Raw genomic sequence first — 24,745 nt, 5'->3', positions numbered from 1 at the left:
TTTATTCAGTGGAGGCTAATTTGAACAAAAACATGAAAATTCTCATTGTTGATGATTTTTCAACGATGCGCCGAATTGTTAAAAACCTACTTCGCGACCTAGGTTTCAACAACACACAAGAAGCAGACGATGGCTTGACCGCGTTACCTATGCTGAAAAAAGGCGAATTTGATTTCGTGGTAACTGACTGGAACATGCCGGGCATGCAAGGTATCGACCTGCTAAAACACATTCGTGCAGATGCTGAACTGAAGCACCTTCCAGTGCTAATGATCACAGCAGAAGCGAAGCGTGAGCAGATCATCGAAGCTGCGCAAGCGGGTGTTAATGGTTACATTGTGAAGCCTTTCACTGCCGCAACTCTTAAAGAGAAACTAGATAAGATTTTTGAGCGCTTATAAGCATTAAAAATAACCTGTTTTAGGCGCTTCTAGAGAGACATTAACTTTTTAGTTTCCCGTTTTTCTCAAACGTTGAAGCGTCACAAATATGCGGAGTAAGGCCGAACTCAGGATGATTTCATTAGAACAAGCAAAAAAATTAGTAGAGCTGCTTGAAAACGATGAGCAGCAAGATGCTGATTCTCTTGTTAGAAGCATTTATGAAGACAACTTTAGTCTTCAAGACAATCCAATGCTTCAAGAAATAGGTAGTCTGACTCGCGACCTCCATGACTCTTTGACACAATTCAACTTTGACGAGCGCATTAGCGTTATCGCAAATGATGAAATCCCTGATGCAAGGGATCGCCTTCAGTATGTCATTGATAAAACGGAAGTTGCGGCAAATAAAACGATGGATGCTGTCGATCGCTGTATGCCAATCGCAGACAACCTACACGAGTGTTTACTTCAAGTAAGGCCTCAATGGAATGAACTGATGCATGGCCGCATTGAGCTGGCACAATTTAAAGCTTTATGTCACCGCATTGATGGATTGCTTGTCCAAGTAGAGGGCGATAGTACCGAACTACGTGGGCAACTGACTGAAATCTTGATGGCTCAGGATTTCCAAGATTTAACTGGGCAGATAATTAGCAAAGTTATTACCTTGGTGAATGAGGTTGAAGGGCGCTTGGTTGAGATTCTCACCGTATTTGGTGCGAATCAGATTGAGCCAACTCCGAAATCAGAGAAGAAAGCATCGATTGCTCCAGAAGGACCAATCATGAATCCAGAAGAGCGCGAAGACGCTGTTGCTTCTCAAGATGAAGTCGACGATTTGTTATCCAGTCTTGGATTTTAAAGGTAACGTATGAGCTACGATTTAGACGAAGATATTCTTCAGGACTTTTTAGTCGAAGCAGGAGAGATCCTTGAGCTTCTATCAGAGCAGCTGGTAGAACTTGAGAATAACCCTGACGACAAAGACCTATTAAATGCTATTTTCCGTGGTTTCCATACAGTAAAAGGTGGTGCTGGTTTCCTAGCATTAACTGAACTGGTGGATACTTGTCATGGTGCCGAGAATGTGTTCGACATTCTACGCAATGGCCAACGCAGCGTAACATCAGGTTTGATGGATACTATGCTGCAGGCGCTAGACACTGTTAATACACAGTTCCAAGCCGTGCAAGATCAGGAACCTTTAGTGCCAGCAGATCAAGCATTATTGGATGAGCTTCACCGTCTCTGTAAGCCAGAGTCAGCGGACGAAGTTGCACCAGTAGAAGCGCCTGCACCTGTTATCCCTGAGCCTATCGCTGTTGAACCTGAACCGGTCGTTGAAAGCTCAAGCATCAGCGCTTCTTCAGTAGACGATATCTCTGAAGATGAATTTGAGCGTCTGCTTGATGAACTTCATGGTAAAGGTGGTTCACCAACGTCATCTGCGGCTCCAACACCGCCGCCAGCACCAGCTGCACCACAACCTGTGGTTGATAGTGGTGATATCACTGACGACGAATTCGAAAAGTTATTGGACGAACTGCATGGCGCGGGTAACAGCCCGACAAGTGCGGGTTCGACGCCTCCACCACCGCCAGCTCCTCCTGTTGCTCCAGTTTCGGCGATGTCTGAAGGCGATGACCTGATGACAGACGAAGAGTTTGAGAAGTTACTTGACCAATTACATGGTTCAGGCAACGGTCCATCGGCTGAAGAGCTTGATGCTGCAACTAAGCCAGCAGAAGCGAAACCAGTGGCACCACAAGCTGCACCTAAGCCGCAACCAGCTGCTCCAGTAGCAGTTAAAGCTGAACCTACACCAAGTGCACCTGCGAAAGCGGAAGTGAAGGCGCCTGCTAAAAAGCAACAAGCCGAAGCGACCGTTCGTGTTGATACTTCTACGCTGGATACCATTATGAACATGGTTGGCGAATTGGTATTGGTTCGTAACCGATTGGTTAGCCTTGGTTTAAACAGCAACGACGAAGAAATGTCGAAAGCTGTTTCTAATCTAGATGTTGTTACTGCAGACCTACAAGGTGCGGTAATGAAGACTCGTATGCAACCGATCAAGAAAGTATTTGGTCGTTTCCCTCGAGTTGTCCGTGACCTTGCTCGTAGCCTGAAAAAAGACATCGTTCTTGAGATGCGCGGTGAAGAAACGGACCTAGACAAAAACCTAGTAGAAGCGCTAGCGGATCCACTGATTCACTTGGTGAGAAACTCAGTTGACCACGGTATTGAAATGCCGGAAGACCGAGTGATGGCGGGTAAATCAAGAACCGGTAAAGTGATTCTGTCTGCCTCTCAAGAGGGTGACCACATTGAACTGGCTATCGTTGATGACGGTGGCGGTATGGATCCAGATAAGCTTCGTGCTATTGCGGTCAAGCGTGGTCTGATGGATGAAGATGCTGCTTCTCGTTTATCAAATAAAGAGTGTTTCAACCTAATCTTCGCACCAGGCTTCTCTAGTAAAGAGCAGATCTCTGATATCTCTGGTCGTGGTGTAGGTATGGACGTTGTGAAAACAGCGATCAACACACTGAATGGCTCAATTGATATCGATTCTGAAATGGGGCAAGGCACTAAGATTACGATCAAGGTTCCACTGACACTAGCGATTCTACCTACCTTGATGGTTGGTGTTTCTGGCCACCCATTTGCACTGCCTTTGGCTTCGGTCAACGAGATTTTCCACCTAGATTTAAGCCGCACTAACGTGGTTGATGGCCAGTTGACCATCATCGTTCGCGATAAATCGATTCCACTGTTCTACTTGCAGAACTGGCTTGCACCGAAAGCCAGCGATGTTGAGCTACGTAAAGGACATGGTCATGTGGTTATCGTGCAACTAGGTAGCCAGCGTGTTGGTTTTGTTGTTGATACGCTTATCGGTCAAGAAGAAGTGGTTATCAAGCCGCTTGATAAACTGTTGCAAGGTACGCCAGGCATGGCAGGTGCAACAATTACAAGTGATGGTCACATTGCATTGATTCTAGATGTGCCGGACTTGTTGAAGCAGTACGCAGCTGCGTCAAGAATTTAATTTAAGGATAAATATGGCGATTAAAGTATTAGTCGTTGATGATTCGAGCTTTTTTCGTCGTCGAGTAAGCGAGATCATCAATTCAGAGGCTCGCCTAGAAGTCATCGATGTTGCGGTAAATGGTAAGGAAGCGGTAGAGAAAGCGAAACAGCTAAGACCTGACGTAATTACCATGGACATCGAAATGCCTGTCATGGACGGTATCACTGCCGTTCGTGAAATTATGGCGGCGTCTCCAACGCCTATTTTGATGTTTTCATCGCTAACGCATGACGGTGCTAAAGCGACATTAGATGCTCTAGATGCAGGTGCTTTAGACTTCCTACCTAAGAAGTTCGAAGACATCGCACGTAACCGCGATGATGCCGTTGCGTTACTTCAACAGCGTGTGATTCAGATTGCGGCTAAACGTGCTTTCATGCGTCGTGCACCAATTGCACCTAGAGTGACAGCAACAGCGTCAACATCAACGCCATTGCGTCAACCGGTTTCTAATGCTGCTCCAGCCGCTAGACCTGCTGCAGCAACCGCTGCGAAGTTCAGAGCCTCGGGCAAAAAGTATCAATTAACTGCCATTGGCACATCGACTGGCGGTCCTGTTGCGCTACAGAAGATTTTAACGCGCATCCCTGCGAACTACCCGCACCCGATTGTGCTAGTTCAGCATATGCCTGCGACTTTCACTGCGGCTTTTGCTAGTCGCTTGAACACCTTGTGTAAGATCGAAGTTCGCGAAGCTCAAGACGGAGACGTGTTGAAGCCTGGTGTTGCTTACCTTGCTCCGGGCGGCAAGCAGATGATGGTTGATGGTCGTGCAGGTTCGGCTCGCCTAAGAATTATTGATGGCGGCGATCGCATGAATTACAAACCATGTGTCGATGTGACTTTCGGCTCTGCAGCTAAGATCTACGGCGACAAAGTGTTGTCTATGATACTGACTGGCATGGGCGCAGATGGTCGTGAAGGTTCACGCATGTTGAAAACTGCGGGCTCGACTGTCTGGGCGCAAGATGAAGATAGCTGTGTTGTATATGGTATGCCTCAAGCTGTAGCAAAAGCTGGCATTTCTACCGAAGACCTACCTCTGGACCGCATCGCGGAACGGATCTTGGTTGAAGTTGGGTTAGCTTAGGTAAATCGCGATGATTGTTTGGAGTGTTGCAAACCAAAAAGGTGGTGTTGGTAAAACAACCACGACTGTGACCATGGCAGGCCTGCTTGCTCTAAAAGGGCACCGTGTGTTGCTGGTTGATACGGACCCACATGCATCACTGACCACCTATCTGGGTTACGACTCAGATACGGTGGAGTCTAGCTTGTTCGATCTGTTTCAGCTTAGTGAGTTTTCTGCGCAGACGGTTAGACCATTGACGTTACAAACCGAAGTTGAAGGCATCGATATCATTCCAGCACATATGTCACTGGCAACACTTGATCGTGTGATGGGAAATCGAAGCGGCATGGGATTAATCTTGAAGCGTGCTTTGGCCGCGTTGAAAGGTGATTACGACTATGTGTTGATCGACTGTCCGCCAATTCTTGGTGTGATGATGGTGAATGCCTTAGCGGCGAGTGATCGTATTTTGATTCCGGTACAGACCGAGTTTCTGGCGATGAAAGGTTTAGAGCGCATGATTCGCACGCTAACCATTATGCAGAAGTCTCGTAAAACACCGTTTAAGGTGACGATTGTCCCTACCATGTACGACAAACGAACCAAGGCATCGCTGCAAACTCTCACGCAGCTGAAAGATGATTATCCAAACCAAGTTTGGACATCAGCTGTACCGATTGATACCAAGTTTAGAGATGCAAGCTTAAAGCGCTTGCCAGCCTCTCACTTTGCGTCGGGTAGCCGAGGTGTATTTGCTTATAAACAGCTGCTTATTTATCTCGAAAGGTTGGCGATAAATGAGCGAGAATAAAGATTCAACAATAGCGAGACCAGGTCTATCGAGTGAACAAGCACTAGATGACTACTTTACTGCGCTATTAGGTGATGAAAGCTTTGAAACTGAAGAGTTTTTAGTTGACGAATCTGATGATGAGTCACATTCTGAAGAGCCAGAGCCAGAGCCAGAGCCAGAGCCAGAGCCAGAGCCAGAGCCAGAGCCAGAGCCAGAGCCAGAGCCAGAGCCAGAGCCAGAGCCAGAGCCAGAGCCAGAGCGTCAATTAGCGAGTCATCACTCAAGCTACGCCGAAATACGTGCAGCTGAGTTTGAAGTACCTAATCTAGAGGACGTTCAGAAGCTTCTGAGTCGGCTAGAGGCAACCAATGTTGTTGAGGACCTGAACCTCGATGAACTGATGGACCAGAACACGCAGAAAATCGCTCAGCAAGCAGACATGCAAATGTTTGATGCAGCGGTCGAGTCGGTTCAAGTCTCATTAGAACCAGAGATTCAAGACTGGAATCTTCCGGAACCAGATTTATCGATAGCGACAGAACCTCAAGTGGAACTGCAGCCAATCGAAGAACCAACAGCAGAAGCAGAGCTTCTAGTCGTTGAGCAGCAAGTTTCTGAAATCGAAGCCGATGCTCCTGACATTGAGTCCGCGACTGAGCCAGAAACACAAGCGGGCGGTGCAGGGCATTTTACTTCTTGGGAAAGTACGGCTCGAACAGAAGACTTCCAAGTTTTGTATTTCGATGTCAATGGCGTGACCTTCGCGGTACCGCTAGATGAACTGGGTGGCATCCATCGCCTCGAGGAGGTCAATCATATTATTGGCAAACCATCTTGGTACTTGGGGTTACAAACCAACCGAGATAGCCAGTTAGATGTGGTCGACACCGCAAAATGGGTGATGGCTGAGAAGTTAGCCAGTGACGAATACAAAGAAAACTATCAATATATAGTGATGCTTGGAGAAAGCTTATGGGGGCTTGCAAGCACTGAGCTTAAAGGCACCGAACTGCTGAATACTGACAAAGTACGTTGGCGAGAAATGGCAGGAAAACGCCCATGGCTCGCTGGTATGGTAAAAGAAAAAATGTGTGCTTTGATCCATGTCGAAGCATTAATCGCCATGCTAAATGCAGGGCTAGATGTAAAAGCATTGAGCTAGTACCACGATTGGTACAACAAAAGCATTAAGTTAATAATAGTGGTCGGTAACGACGGCAAGAGGATTATCTATGTCTCAAATGAGTGAAGTTGAAGTAAGAAAAGATCAAACGAATGACGAAGTACTTCAATGGGTAACATTCCAGCTAGAAGAAGAAACTTACGGCATCAATGTAATGCAAGTTCGTGAAGTACTGCGTTACAGTGAGATTGCTCCGGTACCAGGTGCTCCTGACTACGTTCTAGGTATTATTAACCTACGTGGTAACGTTGTTACTGTTATCGACACTCGCTCTCGCTTTGGTTTGATGCAAGGTGAAATCACGGATAACACTCGTATCATCGTTATTGAATCTGAGCGTCAAGTTATTGGCATCCTGGTTGATAGCGTTGCTGAAGTGGTTTACCTACGTTCTTCTGAAATCGATACAACACCAAGTGTTGGTACTGATGAAAGCGCGAAGTTCATCCAGGGCGTAAGCAACCGCGATGGCAAGCTGCTTATCTTAGTAGATTTGAACAAACTACTAAGCGAAGACGAATGGGATGAGATGGCTCACCTATAATGTTTGAAGCGCTTCCTTTAAGCCCTGCTGCACTGATTGCTGGAGTTGGGTTTTTTACGTTATTCATTGTGATTTTGATTAGCAAAGTAAAAAGTGCGATTCAAAAGCAATTGGATCAATCACGTCTGCAAGTCCGAAACTTGGACAAAGAGCTACAAAAGTCGAGTAAGCAATTGCTAGAAGTTCGCTCTGTTGTGGTTGGCCTTGGCCAGAAAGTGACTGAACAACAAGATCTAATCAAACACCTGAATGAACGTATTGTCGAACTGGAACATGCGGATACCGATGGACGTTTGTACACTCGTGCAACGAAAATGGTTCAGCTTGGCGCTGGGATTAACGAGTTAATTGAAGAATGTGAATTACCTAAAGCTGAAGCTGAGCTTATGATGTCTCTGCAGAATAAGCTTGCCGGTAAAGAGAAAATTCCTTCATTACGAAGCGACCCTTCCTCGTTTGATGAGCATCCCACCGCCTCTCGTGATCGCAGGGATCCACCTCGACGCCGTTAAATTGAGCGCTACTCGTGATAAACACATGCTGTTTGTTACACACTCCTCTAAAAAGAAGCTTCGGCTTCTTTTTTTGTGCCTGAGTAACTGTTTATAGAACGATGTTTATAAGTGCTTGTTACTATTGCAATATCTCATTTTTGGTCAAAATGTGTAAATTGTGATGCAGTAGTAACAGTTTCTTACCGACTTTGTTCTACTGAAAACGCCTAGTCCTGTTTTGTCACCATATTGGTGTGCTACTATACCCCTCTCATTACTCGACTAAATTTACCTATGCTAGAAGTCTCAAATTTAACTGCTATTCGTGACGAAAGGGTTCTGTTTGAATCGTTGTCTTTTCAATTGAAGCCAGGAGAACTGGTTCAAGTTGAAGGTCGAAACGGTACAGGAAAAACGACACTCCTTAGGATTATAACTGGTTTAGGTGATCGTGACGAAGGCACTATCTCTTGGGATGGCGAGCCAATCGAATCAAGTCGAGATGTGTATCATCAAAATCTGCTTTTTCTTGGCCATCAAACTGGCGTAAAACGTGAGCTTAGCGCTTATGAGAACCTCAGTTTCTACCAGTCAATCCATTGTGGAGAAACGAACAAGGAAGAGCTTTATCAAGCGCTTGCTCAGGTAGGGCTTGCAGGCCGAGAAGATGTGCCTGCGGGTCAATTGTCTGCTGGCCAACAGCGTCGCGTAGCTTTAGCTCGTCTTTGGTTGAGTAAGCAGATGTTGTGGATTCTCGACGAACCGTTGACTGCGATTGATAAGCAGGGCGTGAAGGTTCTAGAATCGCTTTTTTCTCAGCATGCGGATAACGGTGGGATTGTGCTACTCACTACCCACCAAGATATGTTTGCTGATAGCCCGAAACTAAGAAAAATAAAGTTGGGTGAGTAATATGATCTCTTCAATGACCACGATTATCCGACGTGAGCTGCTTATCGCTTTTCGACGCCAGGCGGATATCTTTAACCCGCTGTGGTTCTTCATTATTGTTATCACGCTTTTCCCTTTGAGTATCGGCCCAGAGCCAAACCTACTTGCACGTATTGCTGCGGGTATTGTTTGGGTTGCCGCGTTGCTTTCTGCATTGCTCTCTCTTGAGCGCCTATTTCGTGATGATTTTCAAGATGGCGCCCTTGAACAGATGATGCTGATGCCCATCCCGTTGCAGTTGGTAGTATTGTCCAAGGTCATAGCACACTGGTTATTGACCGGGTTACCATTAATTTTAATTAGCCCATTGTTGGCTGTTTTGTTGTCATTGGATTTTGACACTTGGCTCTCTGTTGTGATGACTCTGCTTGTCGGAACGCCTGCCTTGAGCTTTATTGGGGCGATTGGTGTTGCTTTGACGGTTGGGTTGCAGAAGGGCGGGGTGTTACTGAGCCTGCTAATTTTGCCGCTGTACATCCCTATTTTGATTTTCGCAACGTCAGCGATTGACGCTGCGGCGTTGGGCGTTGCATACAATGGTCAATTAGCGATTCTCGGCGCCATGTTGATGGGCGCAATGACGCTAACTCCTTTTGCGATCAGTGCCGCACTTCGCGTGAGTGTGAACTGATAACGGTACCAATATCGTATAGCTAAAGTGAACCAAAGTGTTCGATGAGACTCATAGAGTCAGCAAAACAAATAGCAGAACAAATATATTATTATAATTATAGCTTTAGTAGCTGTAAGCAATATGAAGTAAGAGTGAGATTACAACATGTGGAAATGGCTCCATCCCTATGCCAAAGCAGAAACGTCATACCAGCTTGCTGGTAAACTTCTGCCGTGGTTCTCAATCCTAGCGCTATTGTGTCTATCCGTTGGTACGGTGTGGGGCCTTGCGTTCGCACCTTCTGATTATCAACAGGGTGATAGTTTCCGAATTATCTACATTCACGTTCCTTCTGCCATTTGGTCGATGGGCGTATACATGTCGATGGCGATCGCAGCATTCATTGGATTGGTATGGCAGGTAAGACTATCTGACATGGCGGCGTTGGCGATGGCACCGATAGGCGCTGTGTTTACCTTTATCGCACTACTGACTGGTGCAGTTTGGGGTAAGCCAATGTGGGGCGCTTGGTGGGTTTGGGATGCACGCCTAACCTCAGAGTTGATTCTTCTATTCCTATACCTAGGTGTAATTGCACTGCACCACGCGTTTGATGACCAAAAAACAGCAGCAAAAGCGGCTGGTATTTTGGCTATTGTTGGCGTGATTAACCTCCCTATCATTCACTTCTCGGTAGAGTGGTGGAACACACTTCATCAAGGTGCGACGATCACTAAGTTCGCAAAACCTTCGATTTCAAGTGACATGTTATGGCCGCTTCTTCTTAACATCTTCGGCTTCGCTTTTTTCTTTGGCGCTCTGACCATGATTCGTTTCCGTAACGAAATCATCAGCAAAGAAAGTCATCGTCCATGGGTTCGCAAGCTTGCGGCTGATAAAGCGTAGTAGGGTAGGTAATTATGTATTTTGAATCTTTGAGTGATTTCTTTGCCATGGGTGGTTACGCCTCATACGTATGGAGTGCATTTGGAATCACATTTCTCTCGATGATCATCTTACTCGTGGTAAGCGTTCGTCGTGGTAAGCAATTACTAACTGAAGTACAAGCTAAGGTTGACCGTCAAGCTCGTATCGATGCAGCAAAAAATATGGAGAACACTCTATGAACCCAAGACGCAAAAAGAGGCTGGGCATTGTCTTAGCGATCTTTTTTGGTATCAGTGCAACTGTTGGATTGATTGTTTATGCACTTAACCAGAACATGGATCTGTTCTACACACCAACTGAACTTGTTAATGGTAAAGATGGTAAGAAACCTGAAGTTGGTCAACGCCTACGCATTGGTGGCATGGTTGTCGTTGGTTCTGTGAGCCGTGATAACGAATCATTGCGAGTTAGCTTCGATTTAGCTGATGTCGGCCCTAAAGTAACAATCTTATACGATGGTATCCTTCCTGATCTTTTCCGTGAAGGCCAAGGTATTGTTGCTCAAGGTGTCTTAAAAGACGCAACGACAATCGAAGCGTTTGAGGTGTTGGCAAAGCACGATGAAGAGTACATGCCTTCTGAAGTTGCGGAAGCAATGAAGAAAACACATGAGCCTTTGCAATACACGACTGAACAAAAAGAAGGAAAAGCTCAATGATAGCCGAGATCGGCCATTTTGCGATGATCCTGTCCTTGGGACTTGCATTGCTGCTAAGCGTGCTCCCACTGTATGGAGCCGCTCGAAATAATACATTACTGATGAACAGCGCACGACCTTTGTCGTGGGGTATGTTCGGATTCTTAGCGATTTCGTTTTTTATCTTGTGTTACGCGTTTTACACAAATGATTTTACGATTCAATACGTTGCAAGTAACTCAAACAGCCAACTACCTTGGTACTACCGAATTACGGCCGTTTGGGGTGCACACGAAGGTTCATTGTTGCTTTGGGTACTTATCCAAGCAGGTTGGACGGTAGCAGTAGCGACATTCAGCCGTGGAATGCCTCAAGAGTCTGTGGCTCGCGTATTGGCTATCATGGGTTTGATCACTGTCGGCTTCTTGCTGTTCATTATCGTAACGTCTAACCCATTCCTACGTACACTGCCTTTCTTCCCTGTTGATGGTCGTGACTTGAACCCGCTACTGCAAGATCCGGGTTTGATTATTCACCCACCGATGCTTTACATGGGTTATGTAGGTTTCTCAGTAGCATTCTCTTTTGCTATCGCTTCTCTAATGAGTGGTCGTTTGGATACGGCTTGGGCTCGTTGGTCTCGTCCTTGGACAATTGCGGCTTGGTTGTTCCTAACAATTGGTATCGCTCTAGGTTCTTGGTGGGCTTACTACGAACTTGGCTGGGGTGGCTGGTGGTTCTGGGATCCAGTAGAAAACGCATCGTTCATGCCTTGGCTGGCAGGTACAGCGCTAATGCACTCGCTTGCGGTTACAGAAAAGCGCGGCACGTTTAAAGCTTGGACAGTACTACTTGCAATTTCTGCATTCTCATTGAGCTTACTAGGCACTTTCTTAGTTCGTTCGGGCATCTTGGTATCGGTTCACGCGTTCGCGTCGGATCCGGCTCGCGGTATGTTTATTCTAGGCTTCTTAGTCTTCGTTATCGGTGGTTCACTATTGCTGTTCGCAGTGAAAGGTGCATCAGTACGTGTTCGTGGTAACTTCGATCTAGTCTCACGTGAAAACGCACTACTAGGTAACAACATCCTGTTGATTGCTGCGCTAGTGGTGGTGTTAGTTGGTACTCTGCTACCACTCGTTCACAAACAGTTAGGTTTGGGCTCGGTATCTATCGGTGCGCCATTCTTCGACATGTTGTTCTTCTGGTTAATGATTCCGTTCTCGTTCCTGTTGGGTATCGGTCCTCTTATCCGTTGGAAGCGTGACAACCTATCTAAGCTTGTTAAGCCAATGGTTATTTCGGGTGTATTCTCGCTAGGTTTGAGTGCGCTATTGGTGACGGTACTAGCTGATCGCTTCAGTGGTACTGCGTTTGCAGGCTGGGTGATGGCATTCTGGATCATCTTCATGCATGGCTTCGAACTGCATGAGCGTGCGACTCACCGTCATACGTTTATGAAAGGTCTGACTAAGCTACCACGCAGTCACTGGGCTATGGTGTGTGGTCACATCGGTTTAGCGGTAACTGTAATTGGTATCGCGATGGTACAGAACTACAGTATTGAACGTGATGTTCGTCTAGCACCGGGTGAGAGCTACCAGCTTGAAGAGTACGACTTCCTATTTACGGGTGTTCGTGACAAAGATGGTCCAAACTACGATGGCTACATTGCTGATTTTGACATCACAAAAGAAGGCAAGTACATCAACACGCTTCACGCAGAAAAACGTTTCTACACAACAGCTAAGTCTATGATGACAGAAGCGGCGATTGATCGTGGCGTAACACGTGACCTTTACATCGCTATGGGTGAACGTTTAGACGACAACAAATCTTGGGCTGTACGTATCTACTACAAACCGTTTGTACGTTGGATCTGGGCGGGTTCTTTGATCATGTCTCTTGGTGGTGCTATTGCTATCAGTGACCGTCGTTACCGTTTCCGTAAGCCATCTAAAAAGTCGGCTAAAGAGCAGGAGGCTTAACTCGAATGAACAAAAAGATTTTATTCATTCCATTGATTGCGTTCATGGTTCTAGCGGGAATCTTTGCAACGCAATTAGTGCGCAATCAGTCGGGCGATGACCCGACTAAACTTGAATCGGTATTAATTGGTAAACCAGTACCTCAGTTTGATCTAGAAGACTTAGAGCAACCAGGTAAGCTTCACGATCAAGCGATCTTCAAGGGCGAACCTCTACTGCTTAATGTGTGGGCTACTTGGTGTCCTACTTGTTACGCAGAGCACTCATACTTGAACAAGCTTGCTGACAAGGGCGTTAAGATCATTGGTTTGAACTATAAAGATGATCGTAATAAGGCTGTGGGTTGGCTAAAAGAGTTGGGTAACCCATACCTGATCAGTCTGTTCGACGGCAACGGCATGCTAGGTCTAGACCTTGGCGTTTATGGTGCTCCGGAGACTTTCCTAATCGACGCTAACGGTGTCGTTCGCTATCGACATGTGGGTGATGTGAACCCAACGAACTGGGCATCGACACTTGAGCCGATGTACAACGAGTTGTTGGAGGAAGCGAAATGATTAAGAAGGCTCTGATTACTTTATTTGCTACGTTTGCGATTTCAGCGACTGTGTCTGCAGCGCCTATCGAATTTCATGAATTCGATAACGCTGACCAAGAACAGCAGTTTAAAGAGCTGAGCAACACGCTGCGTTGTCCTAAATGTCAGAACAACACGATTGGTGACTCGAATGCTGAATTAGCGGTCGACTTGCGCCAGAAGGTGTACGAGATGACAAAAGATGGTAAGTCGAAGCAAGACATCATCGATTACATGATTGCTCGTTACGGTAACTTCGTGACTTACAATCCGCCACTAACACTTGCGACGTCGATCCTTTGGATTGGTCCATTTGCAGTGGTTGTGTTTGGATTTGGCTTGATCATTTTACGAAGCAGAAAGTCAAAATCACAAGCGGCAACAGAGTCAGATAAAGACTGGAATGCAGATAAAGAAGCACGTTTAAAAGCGTTACTCGACGAAGAGAACGACGGAGATAAACAGTAATGACTCTATTTTGGGTTTCGACCATTATTCTTTCGCTAGCGGCAATCTTGATGATTGTTCTGCCTTTTATCAATAAAAAGGCAAACAACGATGATGTGCTTCGCGATGAATTGAACAAAGCATTCTACAAAGATCGCCTTGATGAGTTAGAAGTAGAAGCAGAAGAAGGTCTTGTTGATAACCAACAGGAGCTGATCGCTGATTTGAAACAATCTCTGCTTGATGATGTTCCTGCTAAGCAAGAGATGAAAAAGACTCATATCTCGACGCTTGGCGTGGTTGTTCCGTCAATCATTTTGGTTGTTGCAGTTACCTACGGTATGTACTTTAAGTTTGGTGCGCTAGACAAGGTTCAACATTGGCAAGAGGTCAGCAATAACCTTCCTGAGCTATCCAAAAAGCTAATGTCATCAGAAGGTGGTACGCTAACTGATGATGAACTTGAAGATTTGACACTAGCACTACGTACTCGCTTGCATTACCAACCAAAAGATTCAACGGGTTGGTTGCTACTAGGTCGTATCGCGCTGGCTAACCGTGATGCACAAACCGCGATTGATGCGATGGAGCGTGCTTATAAGCTAGAGCCTAAAGACGAAGACGTTCAACTTGGTTTTGCACAAGCACTGATGTTGTCTCCAGATGAGGCAGAGCAAAACCAAGCTCGCTTGCTTCTAAGTCGTTTGGTTCAAAACGATTACGTTGATCTTCGTGTGTTCTCGCTACTCGCATTCGATGCATTTGAGCGTCAAGATTACCCAGGTGCGGTTAAGTACTGGAGCATCATGCAACAGATGATCGGTCCACAAGACAGCCGTTATGAAATGCTTTCTCGCAGCATCGAAAGTGCTCAGAAGAAAATGGGCGATGCAATGGGTGTTGACCAAGGCAAGAGTGTAGCAGTAACGCTTGATCTGTCTGCTGATGTGAACGCGGATCCTAATTCAGTGCTAGTTGTCTCTGTACACCGAGCGGATGGTTCGCCAATGCCTATCGCCGCAGCTCGTTACCCGTTGGGCTCTTTCCCTCGTACGGTTGTACTGGATGATGGTAACAGCATGATGCAAGGTCAAAAGCTGTCTAGCCTTGAAACTCTGATGGTTAGAGCTAGGCTTGATACAGATGGTAACGTTTCAACTCGCGATGGTGATTGGTACGGTGAGAGTGAAGTGGTTGAATTGGGTGAATCTGTGACCATTAATATCAATAAGCAATATTAATCATCATTTTGCATAGGTGTTAGCTATTCCGATTTATAAACAAACGGTATAGACTTACGCAAACAATTGAGGCCAGCGATTGCTGGCCTTTTTTATTATTCCTTATGGAAAAGGTGATATGTCTATCAGTGTTTTAAGACTCTCGAGTTTACTCTTTATCACAAGCTTAACGGTGGGCTGCTCTAGCGCGCCAGATGAAAGCAATAATGATAATCTCGAAACCTCTGAATACGTCGAAGAGTCCCACCCGAATGATCCTTTTGAAGGTTTCAACCGAGCGATGTGGAATATTAACTACGAGTATTTAGATCCTTATTTGGTTCGCCCTGTTTCTCTCGCTTATGTTGACTACACTCCTGTGCCGGTGCGTTCTGGTATCTCCAACTTTCTAGCCAACTTAGACGAACCATCAAGTATGGTGAATAACCTCATCATGGGTAATGGTGAGAAGGCGCTCGACCACTTTAACCGGTTTTGGATTAACTCGACATTTGGCCTGCTAGGCTTAATCGATATCGCCAGCGAAGCCGGGATCACCAAATATGATGATAAGTCCTTCTCTGATGCGATCGGTCATTACGGAGTAGGGAATGGTCCGTACTTTATGGTGCCAGGTTATGGTCCTTTAACAACACGTGAAGTGACTGAAACCGTTGATGGTCTGTATGTTCCTCTGTCTTTCTTGAACTTTTGGGCGAGCTTAGGCAAATGGGCTTTCGAAGGTATGGAAACACGTGCTCAGTTAGTTTCTCAAGAAGCGCTGCTGGACGATTCTCCAGACCCATACGCGTTAACACGTGATGTCTACATCCAACGTCGTGATTTTAAAGCTGAGATTGAACCAGAAGAGGTGGATCTTGAAGAAGAAGATTTCATCGATGGTTATCTAGAAGATTACTAGAAACACGATTTAGGAAACCGATAAAAGAAAGGCTCGATGTTGAAAACAACATCGAGCCTTTTTAATGCTTATGACTTTAGGTTAAGTCAATCAGATTAGAAGCGGTAGTTAGCTTGTACACCAACTAGCCAAACATTACCCGTTGTTGTACCAACAAATTGACCGCCAACTGCTTCTGCAGCGTCGTCAGATGCATAACCACGAGACTCAGTGATTGGCGCATCTTTAGCAATGATGTAAGTGAAACCAGCGTCTAATGAAAGTTGCTCAGACCATTGGTAACCAGCACCAATACTTAACCAAGTGCGATCTGTTTCTGGAATCGTGATAGTACGGTTTTTGTCACTTACTGCAGAAGTATCGTAAGCTACACCTGTACGCAGTGCTAGTTTAGGGTCAACTTGGTAAGTCGCGCCTAGAGCTAGTCGGTAGTTGTCTTCCCAGTTTTCTACTTTAACCGTTTGGCTACCGTAGTTGTTTAACTCTGCCTGCAGTTTCTCGAAAGAGCTCCAATCAGTCCAGTTGAAGCTAGCGTGAACGGCTAATGTTTCTGTTAGCTGATGGAAGCTCGCAAGCTCTGCCGTAGCTGGAAGAGCTAGCATCATATGACCGTTGTCGCGTTGACCTGGATTCAAGCCAAAACCAATACCTTCAGCGTGACCTTCTAGTTTAAACTCAACCTCTGATTTATAAGCGAAGCCGATACGGTTGTTCTCATTGATCTGCCAAGCGGTACCAACTTGCCAGCCCCAAGCTGTGTCATCACCTTCCATGTATTTAAGTGTTGTACCTGCAGGTACTGAGATTGGCATCTTGTTTGAATCAAGACCAATAGCATTTTTTGCTGGTGCAGTCGCGCCAAAGCTACCTTCGCCCATCACGTAGCGAATACCACCACCGATACTAACTTGCTCAATCACTTGGTAAGCAAAATTAAGGTTCGCTTCTTTAGTGATTACGCTTGCTTCATTACCGAAGTGAGAAGCATTGAAGTCGTCGCCTAGGTTAGTTTCCATGCCGTAGTTAGTACCAAAGGCAAAACCGATCGCAAACTTCTCGTTGTAACGATGAGAAATGTAAAGGTTCGGAATGATCGCGTCATCAGCGAAATCATTTGAAGATGCTTGGCTAGTACCTAGCGCTGGGTGTGCGTGGTTTACCTCACCTTTGACATCAATGTTTGGGTTTACGTAGATACCACCAACTGAAACTTGAGTACCTTCTAGATAAGTTAGCATTGCAGGGTTACGCCATTGTGCGTCTGCACCGTCAGCCATTGCTGCTTCACCAGCGTATGCACGACCTAGGCCTGTTGCTGAGTATTCTGCCAGTTGAAAGCCTGCTGCTTGAGTCACAGTAGAAGTTGAAAGTAGTCCAACTGCCACTGCAGTAGATAGAAGAGTCTTATTCATTTTCATTATTATGTTCGCTGAATCATAAGTATTTAGTGGCGTGATTCTACTTTTAGAGTCATTACTTTAAAAATGAAATTCGAGTAAAACAGTGTTTTAGGGATTAAATGACAAAATATGACTAATTATTAGGTTAATAGTCTGAATGTTTCGAGTGTGTTATCGGATTTGAGCGTACACTTGTAGCTATAAATAGCCTATGTAGGCTACAGCTGTAAGCTTAAATTGATGTTGGTCAGTAGTTTAGACAATAAAAAAGGGTCGCATAAAGCGACCCTTTGGGGATTTATAACCTAGCTTATATTAGAAGCTGCGGCTGTATTGTAGGCCTAGTAGGATTGCATCAGCGTGCGTTGTTGCGCTAACAGAAGTTGCGCCTAAGCTTTCTTCAACTTTAGTATCATCGCCTAGTAGGTAAGTGAAACCAAAGTCTACGTTAGAGTCGGTATTAATGTGGTATGTGAAACCAGCAGAGAACCACTGACGATCTGAATCTGGTACAGAGATAGAAGTTAGTGAATCTTGTGCACTTGTGTCGTACATGTAACCAGCACGAAGCGTCCAATCAGTGTTCAGGTAGTATGTACCACCAATAGCGTAGTGCCAACCATCTTGCCATTTGTAATCTTTCTGGTATGCACCTGTGCCGCCGCTTAATGCGTAAGCTAGTGTCGATTGAGTAGGATCTAACTTCTCGAAATCAATCGAGTCGAATGCACTCCAGCCAATCCATTGAACAGAGTAGTGAACAGCGAATTTAGTGTCTTCAATTTTGTGGAAACCAGAGAACTCTGCCATATCTGGTAGAGGTAATGTGATTTCTTGACCATTGTCATCTTCTGCAGTGAATTCAGGGCTGTAACGGTAAGATAAACCAAAACGGTTGTTTTCATCGAGCTCGTAAACTGTACCTACGTTGAAGCCAACAGCCCAACCAGTTGCACCATCTACGTCAAGTAGTTTTTGTCCTGCGGCTGGGCCAAAGCCTACACCAGCAGTACGCTTCATTGTGCCTTCACCGTAGATCAGGTCAAGACCTGCACCAAAGCTCCATTGGTCGTTTAGACGGTAAGAGCCTGCAAGACCGAAGTTGATGCTCATTACATCGGTTAAACCGCCATATTCGCTAGCTAGGTAATCATCTGAGAATTCAGTTTTAGTACCGAAGTTAGAGTAAGCGTTAACACCCCAAGCAAATTTTTCGTTAACAGGAACAATGAGGTGGATGTTTGGAGCCACTGAAGTATCACCAACATCATCAACGTTATCTACCGGCATAGCGCCGCCAAGAGTGTTGTAGCTAGCATCTTTTACTTCAATCATTGAAGTGATTGTTTCAAAACCAAGAGATAGCTCGGTTTTGTCAAATAGTGCCATTGCAGCAGGGTTACGTGCCATTACTGACGCGTTATCTGCGATTACTGCATCACCAGCGAAAGCACGGCCAATACCGGTTGCTGATTGTGCGTTAAGTTGGAAACCTGCTGCCATCGCTTGCGAAGACGCCAGTGTAATTGTTACTGCTAAAAGAGACTTTTTAAACAGACGCGTGTTGTTGGTAGTCATTCATTTATTCCTTTATATATCCGCCTCTACAGGGCGATTAATTTGAGCAATTGCTCAATGGTGGCTGATCCTATTCGCAAGTATACGATATACAAATCCGACCATTGGAAAATTTGAGTGGAAAATTATGGAAATGACGCCTATCTGGCACGAAAATGGTGCTAAATGCTGTTTTTTAGAGTTTTAACTCTAGAGTTATTTGTTTTGTGAATGGATTGGCGTTTTATTTATAAATAAAGCCCAGCAATATCAAGAATATAATTGCTGGGCCTTTAATTGAGGGGCTTTGAGAGCTGATTAGCTCATCGGTTTGATCATTTTTGTCAGCTTTTCTGAGATTTTAGAAACATCCTCGCCATTTTCACCAACGAGTATCAAACTGCTGTTATCAATTGGCGTTACCGAACCTGACATTCCTTTTTCGTCAAAGTCGACCGGTTTGTCTGTCGGGATGCTAGTTAGAAATAGCGTAACTTTGCCTTTTTCACCCTGGAATACCATGTGCACTGCGTTAGACTTCCCAAAACCACAATGGTTCAGGTAATAGACGTGGTATGGGAAAGCTTCATCAAACTGAAAAGCAAATGGGTTCATTTTTGCATTGATTTGCTGTGATGTAACTTGTTCATCGATGGTGCTCACAAAGCTTTTTTCATCGATAACATGTTTCATCGCTGTATCAGCCAAGCTTGCTTGTGCTGGAGATACTAATGCATTCCCCCAGTTTACTTGGCCAACCAATAGGCCAGCAACAAACGCTACAGAAGCAGCCATCGCCATTGCACGTCTCGCAAACGTAGGCCTTACGACTTTGCTCTCTTCGCTTGAGGTTTGATTGAACAGAATGCGATCGGCAAGATCATCTGGCACGTCTACATTCATTGCAGAGTGGATCTGTTTATCAAGCGATAGTACGTCATCTAAAAAGTTACTGTTAGCTTCACTGCTCGCGGCTGCATCAACAATATCTTGTGTGCGCTGTTTAGGTTCCGACAATACACGACGACGAAATTCTAAATCATCCATTATGTTGCCCCCTCTCTGCTTCTTCTGTATCCAGCATCTCTTTCAATTGGTTTCGAGCTCTGAATAAACGTGTCATCACCGTGTTTTTGTTGAGATCCAGAATATCCGCGATCTCGTCACCACTAAAACCACCAATCACTTGTAAGAAGAGAGGTTCACGGTAATCAATTTCAAGTTTCATGATCTGGACTTGCAACCATTGGTGTTGATGGTGCGGGTCATCACTGACACTAGCATCATTACCATGATCGTCGATATCAACCAGATCAAACTGTTTGCGTTCAAAACGTCGAGCATTCTCGCGGCGCAAGATAGTAATCAGCCAAGACTTCGCGGCTTTTTCATCTTGTAGGCTATCGAGTGATTTCCAAGCACGAAGGCAAGTTTCTTGCACTAAATCTTCGGCAATGCTTTTGTCTTTGCATAACCAATAGGCGTAGCGAAAAAGGTCACGATGATAGGCACGTACGAGTGCTTCGTATTTTCTTTGTTTGTCCATATCAGAGTTGACCGGACGCTTGGCTTTTTTCTTTCCAAACATTTTTATTATTGACACACGAGCCTCCATAATTGCTCTGCGTATAGCTGTCCTCTATACGTTGTGCTTCGTTTTATAATCTGTTTCGTCTTTAGAGCGAACGAGCGGCAGGAAATCGTAAAATCACATTAAAATTGATCTACTTCAAAATCTAAGACCCTGAAAAAGTTATAGTACACCTTGTCGTCTAGTTAGTCATTCGTGGCTAGCATGTTGAGCAAGACGGCACTTCCTTTTGAAGGCTGACTTTACTTTCTCCTAATCAGGAAACTGATTATTTCAATTGGCGTTAAGTTAATTGCTTTATACACATTCCGACCACACAGTATTGTGTGGTTTTTTTTTGCCTCAAGAAAACCAATCTCCTACACCGCTATAACAGTCTTTACTTACAATAGTTTAGTATCTTACGACAACCTTTCACCCCAAAAGGTTCGCCTGAATTTGCAGTTATATTTTCAGACAGTGAGATACTCGTATCACGTTTATTTAAACGCTCGTTTGATTTAATTAACAACTTCTTTACAATGCTTCAGGTCAGACCTCTTAACTTTAAGGAGAAACCATGGGCAAACAGGAAGTCAAAACGCGTTCTGGAGAACGTGTTGCCGTTGTCGCTGGATTACGAACCCCATTCGCTCGTCAGAGCACAGAATTTAGTCAAGTGCCTGCGGTCGACTTAGGCAAAATGGTTGTGAGCGAAATGCTTGCAAGAACTGATGTCGATCCTGCGCTTATCGAACAAGTCGTGTTCGGCCAAGTAGTGCAAATGCCAGAAGCACCGAACATCGCGCGTGAAATCGTGTTGGGCACAGGCATGGATATCAATACTGATGCCTACAGTGTGACTCGAGCATGTGCGACCAGCTTCCAAGCTGCAGTTAATGTGACTGAAAGCATTATGGCTGGCACGATTGATGTCGGTATTGCTGGTGGTGCAGATTCTTCTTCTGTATTGCCGATTGGTGTATCTAAAAAGCTTGCCGCTAACTTACTAGCGCTGAGCAAAACGAAAACCATGGGCCAAAAGCTGAAAATCCTCAAAACACTTTCAGTGAAAGACTTGATGCCAGTTCCGCCTGCGGTTGCTGAATACTCGACTGGTTTATCGATGGGCCAAACCGCTGAGCAGATGGCAAAGACACACGGTATTACTCGTGAAGCTCAAGATGCGCTTGCTCACCGTTCTCACTCTTTGGCTTCTCAAGCATGGAAAGAAGGCAAGATTAAAGATGAAGTAATGACGGCATTTCCGGCACCGTACAAAAAGTACCTAGCGGAAGATAACAACATTCGTCATGACTCTACGGTTGAAGGTTACGCCAAACTTCGCCCTGCGTTCGATAGAAAATACGGCAGTGTGACTGCTGCGAATGCAACGCCGCTGACTGATGGCGGTGCAGCTGTGATGTTGATGCGCGAAGGCAAAGCGAAAGAACTAGGCTTAGAAGTGCTGGGTTATATTCGTGGCTATGCGTTCTCAGCGATTGGTGTTGAAACGGATATGCTAATGGGCCCGACTTACGCGACCTCGCAAGTATTGAAAAATACTGGCTTAGAGCTATCGGACCTTACACTTATCGAGATGCATGAAGCCTTTGCAGCCCAAGTTCTAGCGAATGTGAAAATGTTTGCTAGTGATGAGTTCGCACAGAAGAATCTTGGTCGTGATAAAGCGATCGGTGAGATTGATATGGATAAGTTCAACGTGCTGGGCAGTTCAATTGCTTACGGTCACCCGTTTGCAGCAACTGGCGCGCGTATGATGACTCAAACATTACGTGAATTAAAACGTCGCGGTGGCGGCTTGGCACTGAATACAGCGTGTGCAGCTGGTGGTTTAGGTGCAGCAATGATCTTGGAGGTAGAATAATGTCTACGACTCTTGATGCAACAACAGAAAAAGAAGTAGTCACTAACGCGGAGTCAACTCCAGTGACTGAAGCACCGAAAAAGAAAGCGACCGCATTCTCTCTTAATATCGATGACCAAGACATTGCTTGGCTAGCGATTGATGTACCAGGCGAGAAAATGAACACGCTACAAGCGGCTTTTGCTGAAGAGATGAAAGCGATCTTTGAACAGCTAAAAGAAAAACAAAGCCGTGTTAAAGGCCTAATTGTTCACTCTCTTAAGCCAGATAACTTTATCGCGGGTGCAGACGTTCGAATGCTGGATGCGTGTAAAACCGCTGATGAAGCACAATCTCTAGCACGACAAGGTCAGGAGATGTTCCAAGCGTTGTCTGATCTTCCTTACCCAGTTGTTGCTGCAATTCATGGTCCGTGTCTTGGTGGCGGTTTAGAGCTCGCATTAGCGTGTGACTACCGTGTGTGTACCGATTCAGATAAGACGCGCCTTGGTCTGCCTGAAGTTCAGCTAGGTTTACTACCAGGTTCTGGTGGTACGCAACGCCTGCCTCGTTTAATTGGTTTGCTACCGTCACTTGACCTAATTCTTACTGGTAAGCAGCTGCGTGCTAAGAAAGCAAAATCGCTCGGCGTTGTGGATGCTTGTGTCCCAGATACGATTTTGCTTGAAGTAGCGAAAAGCTACGTTGAAAAGAATACGGGTAGCAAAAAAGGTAAGCGCCTTGCTTCTAAGAGCCAAGCTTCGACGAAAGAGAAACTTATCTCTCGCAACAGCCTTGGTCGTAAAGTGATTTTCGAACAAGCTGCGAAGAAGACTAATCAGAAAACTCGTGGTAACTACCCAGCAGCTGACGCGATTCTTGATGTGATTCGTTACGGCCTAGAGAACGGCTTTGAAAAAGGGCTTCAGTACGAAGCTAAGCGTTTCTCTGAGCTGGTCATGACATCTGAGTCAAAAGCGCTTCGTTCTATCTTCTTTGCAACCACTGAAATGAAGAAAGAACACGGTGCAGACGCAGAACCAAAAGCGGTTAAGCGCGTTGGTGTGTTAGGCGGCGGGCTTATGGGCGCAGGTATTAGCCATGTGAGCGTAGCTAAAGCAAAAGTACCGGTTCGTATTAAAGATGTATCAAATGATGGTGTCTTGAACGCGCTTAACTACAACTACAAGTTATTCGATAAGCAGCGCAAACGTCGTATTCTGAGCCGTGCAGGTCTTGAAAGTAAGATGCTTCAGCTTTCTGGTGGTATCGACTTTACGAGCTTTAACCACACAGACGTAGTGATCGAAGCGGTGTTTGAAGATCTTGACCTTAAGCAGTCAATGGTTGCAGACATTGAACAAAATGCGAAGCCAGAGACTATCTTCGCGACGAATACTTCATCATTGCCAATCCACAAGATTGCAGAGAAGGCGAAGCGCCCTGAAAACGTGGTAGGTCTTCACTACTTCAGCCCTGCAGAGAAAATGCCACTAGTTGAGGTTATCCCTCATGAAACAACATCAGAAGAGACTATCTCGACGGTAGTAGCATTGGCGAAGAAGCAAGGTAAAACGCCGATTGTTGTTAAAGACACGGCAGGTTTCTACGTAAACCGTATTCTTGCTCCATACATGAATGAAGCGGCGCATCTGCTACTAGCGAATGAGCCGATTGAAAAACTGGATAGTGCACTGCTAGATTTTGGTTTCCCAGTTGGTCCAATTACCTTGCTAGATGAGGTGGGTGTGGATATTGGTGCTAAGATCATCCCGATTCTAGTTAATGAGTTAGGTGACCGTTTCCAAGGCCCTGATGTGTTCGACATTCTTCTGAATGACAACCGTAAAGGCCGTAAGAGCGGTAAAGGTTTCTACACTTACAAAGGTAAGAAGAAGGAAGTCGACAAGTCTGTTTACAAGCTACTTAAGCTACAACCTGAGCCGAAACTAAGTGATAACGACATCGCAATGCGTTGCGTGTTACCTATGCTGAATGAAGCGGTTCGTTGTCTAGATGAAGGCATTATCCGCAGCCCTCGTGATGGCGATATTGGTGCTATCTTCGGTATTGGTTTCCCTCCATTCCTGGGCGGTCCGTTCCGTTACATGGAGCAAATTGGTATTAAGTCACTGGTTGAGATGATGAACGACTTTGCTGTTAAGTATGGCGATCGCTTCGCACCATGTGATGGCCTACTGACACGAGCTGGTCTGGATGAATCTTTCTACAAGTAATTCTCTAGTCAACTAAATATTGAGCCCGTATCAAGCAGTTGATGCGGGCTTTTTGTTTCTGGGCAGTTTGGAATATGTGAGATTCCCGACTCAGTCGTTCCTCCTTCTCGGGAATGACGGGGAGAGTTATTTATTCTGTAAGCTATTGTGCTTTACAGAATGGTAATCAAACGCATCTCAATCAAAACTAACGTCATCTCCTCAAGCGACGAAGGAGCGTAATAGGAGATCTGCTTTTTTATTGTTAT

General features: G+C 45.4%; 24 protein-coding genes. 20 read left to right on the top strand and 4 right to left on the bottom strand.

Features of this window, described 5'->3' with window-relative positions; all coding sequences use genetic code 11:
• The first annotated feature begins 32 nt into the window (after positions 1 to 32).
• The 18 genes from cheY to L0991_09215 all read left to right on the top strand — a co-directional run bounded on the left by cheY (position 33) and on the right by L0991_09215 (position 15,866).
• Positions 33 to 401, top strand: a complete 369-nt coding sequence (cheY, locus tag L0991_09300; protein XGB61634.1) for a chemotaxis response regulator CheY — start codon at positions 33 to 35, stop codon at positions 399 to 401.
• Positions 402 to 513: 112 nt separating this feature from the next.
• Positions 514 to 1,245, top strand: coding sequence for a protein phosphatase CheZ (locus tag L0991_09295; GenBank protein XGB61633.1), 732 nt, complete (start codon positions 514 to 516; stop codon positions 1,243 to 1,245).
• A 9-nt stretch (positions 1,246 to 1,254) separates the two neighbouring features.
• Positions 1,255 to 3,435, top strand: a complete 2,181-nt coding sequence (locus L0991_09290; GenBank protein ID XGB61632.1) for a chemotaxis protein CheA — start codon at positions 1,255 to 1,257, stop codon at positions 3,433 to 3,435.
• Between the two features lie 13 nt (positions 3,436 to 3,448).
• The gene (locus tag L0991_09285) at positions 3,449 to 4,567 is read left to right on the top strand and encodes a chemotaxis response regulator protein-glutamate methylesterase (protein ID XGB61631.1); all 1,119 of its coding nucleotides are present in this window, start codon (positions 3,449 to 3,451) and stop codon (positions 4,565 to 4,567) included.
• Between the two features lie 10 nt (positions 4,568 to 4,577).
• The gene (locus L0991_09280) at positions 4,578 to 5,360 is read left to right on the top strand and encodes a ParA family protein (GenBank protein ID XGB61630.1); all 783 of its coding nucleotides are present in this window, start codon (positions 4,578 to 4,580) and stop codon (positions 5,358 to 5,360) included.
• A complete protein-coding gene (locus L0991_09275) occupies positions 5,347 to 6,504 on the top strand; it encodes a chemotaxis protein CheW (GenBank protein ID XGB61629.1) in 1,158 nt (385 codons plus the stop codon). Before L0991_09280 ends, L0991_09275 begins: the two co-directional genes overlap by 14 nt.
• Positions 6,505 to 6,574: 70 nt before the next feature.
• On the top strand, positions 6,575 to 7,069 hold the full coding sequence (locus tag L0991_09270) for a chemotaxis protein CheW (protein ID XGB61628.1): 495 nt from the start codon (positions 6,575 to 6,577) through the stop codon (positions 7,067 to 7,069).
• The gene (locus L0991_09265; protein ID XGB61627.1) at positions 7,069 to 7,581 is read left to right on the top strand and encodes a DUF2802 domain-containing protein; all 513 of its coding nucleotides are present in this window, start codon (positions 7,069 to 7,071) and stop codon (positions 7,579 to 7,581) included. Before L0991_09270 ends, L0991_09265 begins: the two co-directional genes overlap by 1 nt.
• A gap of 276 nt (positions 7,582 to 7,857) precedes the next feature.
• Positions 7,858 to 8,475 carry a cytochrome c biogenesis heme-transporting ATPase CcmA gene (gene ccmA / locus L0991_09260; protein ID XGB61626.1) on the top strand — a complete coding sequence of 206 codons (618 nt, stop codon included), beginning with the start codon at positions 7,858 to 7,860 and terminating at the stop codon, positions 8,473 to 8,475.
• A gap of 1 nt (position 8,476) precedes the next feature.
• Positions 8,477 to 9,145 carry a heme exporter protein CcmB gene (gene ccmB / locus L0991_09255; GenBank protein XGB61625.1) on the top strand — a complete coding sequence of 223 codons (669 nt, stop codon included), beginning with the start codon at positions 8,477 to 8,479 and terminating at the stop codon, positions 9,143 to 9,145.
• Positions 9,146 to 9,292: 147 nt separating this feature from the next.
• On the top strand, positions 9,293 to 10,033 hold the full coding sequence (locus L0991_09250) for a heme ABC transporter permease (protein ID XGB61624.1): 741 nt from the start codon (positions 9,293 to 9,295) through the stop codon (positions 10,031 to 10,033).
• 14 nt (positions 10,034 to 10,047) lie between these two features.
• Positions 10,048 to 10,254: a heme exporter protein CcmD gene (gene ccmD / locus L0991_09245; GenBank protein ID XGB61623.1), complete on the top strand. Its 207-nt coding sequence runs from the start codon at positions 10,048 to 10,050 to the stop codon at positions 10,252 to 10,254.
• On the top strand, positions 10,251 to 10,733 hold the full coding sequence (gene ccmE / locus L0991_09240) for a cytochrome c maturation protein CcmE (protein ID XGB61622.1): 483 nt from the start codon (positions 10,251 to 10,253) through the stop codon (positions 10,731 to 10,733). Before ccmD ends, ccmE begins: the two co-directional genes overlap by 4 nt.
• Positions 10,730 to 12,700, top strand: coding sequence for a heme lyase CcmF/NrfE family subunit (locus L0991_09235; GenBank protein XGB61621.1), 1,971 nt, complete (start codon positions 10,730 to 10,732; stop codon positions 12,698 to 12,700). The genes ccmE and L0991_09235 overlap by 4 nt, the downstream gene beginning before the upstream one ends.
• A 5-nt stretch (positions 12,701 to 12,705) precedes the next feature.
• Positions 12,706 to 13,257 carry a DsbE family thiol:disulfide interchange protein gene (locus L0991_09230; GenBank protein ID XGB61620.1) on the top strand — a complete coding sequence of 184 codons (552 nt, stop codon included), beginning with the start codon at positions 12,706 to 12,708 and terminating at the stop codon, positions 13,255 to 13,257.
• The gene (locus L0991_09225; GenBank protein XGB61619.1) at positions 13,254 to 13,745 is read left to right on the top strand and encodes a cytochrome c-type biogenesis protein CcmH; all 492 of its coding nucleotides are present in this window, start codon (positions 13,254 to 13,256) and stop codon (positions 13,743 to 13,745) included. Before L0991_09230 ends, L0991_09225 begins: the two co-directional genes overlap by 4 nt.
• Positions 13,745 to 14,965 (top strand): c-type cytochrome biogenesis protein CcmI, encoded by a 1,221-nt coding sequence (gene ccmI, locus L0991_09220; protein XGB61618.1) that lies wholly within the window; start codon positions 13,745 to 13,747, stop codon positions 14,963 to 14,965. The genes L0991_09225 and ccmI overlap by 1 nt, the downstream gene beginning before the upstream one ends.
• A gap of 118 nt (positions 14,966 to 15,083) precedes the next feature.
• Positions 15,084 to 15,866: an MlaA family lipoprotein gene (locus L0991_09215; protein XGB61617.1), complete on the top strand. Its 783-nt coding sequence runs from the start codon at positions 15,084 to 15,086 to the stop codon at positions 15,864 to 15,866.
• A gap of 95 nt (positions 15,867 to 15,961) precedes the next feature.
• Here L0991_09215 and L0991_09210 read toward each other — a convergent pair whose 3' ends face one another.
• The 4 genes from L0991_09210 to L0991_09195 all read right to left on the bottom strand — a co-directional run bounded on the left by L0991_09210 (position 15,962) and on the right by L0991_09195 (position 20,411).
• A complete protein-coding gene (locus L0991_09210) occupies positions 15,962 to 17,284 on the bottom strand; it encodes an outer membrane protein transport protein (protein ID XGB61616.1) in 1,323 nt (440 codons plus the stop codon).
• 297 nt (positions 17,285 to 17,581) lie between these two features.
• The gene (locus L0991_09205) at positions 17,582 to 18,844 is read right to left on the bottom strand and encodes an outer membrane protein transport protein (protein XGB61615.1); all 1,263 of its coding nucleotides are present in this window, start codon (positions 18,842 to 18,844) and stop codon (positions 17,582 to 17,584) included.
• 297 nt (positions 18,845 to 19,141) lie between these two features.
• The gene (locus tag L0991_09200) at positions 19,142 to 19,870 is read right to left on the bottom strand and encodes a DUF3379 domain-containing protein (GenBank protein XGB61614.1); all 729 of its coding nucleotides are present in this window, start codon (positions 19,868 to 19,870) and stop codon (positions 19,142 to 19,144) included.
• Positions 19,863 to 20,411, bottom strand: coding sequence for a sigma-70 family RNA polymerase sigma factor (locus tag L0991_09195; GenBank protein ID XGB63878.1), 549 nt, complete (start codon positions 20,409 to 20,411; stop codon positions 19,863 to 19,865). The genes L0991_09200 and L0991_09195 overlap by 8 nt, the downstream gene beginning before the upstream one ends.
• A 562-nt stretch (positions 20,412 to 20,973) precedes the next feature.
• Here L0991_09195 and fadI point away from each other — a divergent pair.
• The gene (fadI, locus tag L0991_09190; protein ID XGB61613.1) at positions 20,974 to 22,281 is read left to right on the top strand and encodes an acetyl-CoA C-acyltransferase FadI; all 1,308 of its coding nucleotides are present in this window, start codon (positions 20,974 to 20,976) and stop codon (positions 22,279 to 22,281) included.
• Positions 22,281 to 24,497 carry a fatty acid oxidation complex subunit alpha FadJ gene (gene fadJ / locus L0991_09185; GenBank protein XGB61612.1) on the top strand — a complete coding sequence of 739 codons (2,217 nt, stop codon included), beginning with the start codon at positions 22,281 to 22,283 and terminating at the stop codon, positions 24,495 to 24,497. Before fadI ends, fadJ begins: the two co-directional genes overlap by 1 nt.
• Positions 24,498 to 24,745: the final 248 nt, after the last annotated feature.

The sequence above is a fragment of the Vibrio chagasii genome, assembly GCA_041879415.1.
Classification (GTDB): domain Bacteria; phylum Pseudomonadota; class Gammaproteobacteria; order Enterobacterales; family Vibrionaceae; genus Vibrio.
The sequence above is the reverse complement of the archived record's forward strand: the minus strand, read 5'-3'. Positions and strand labels throughout refer to the sequence as shown.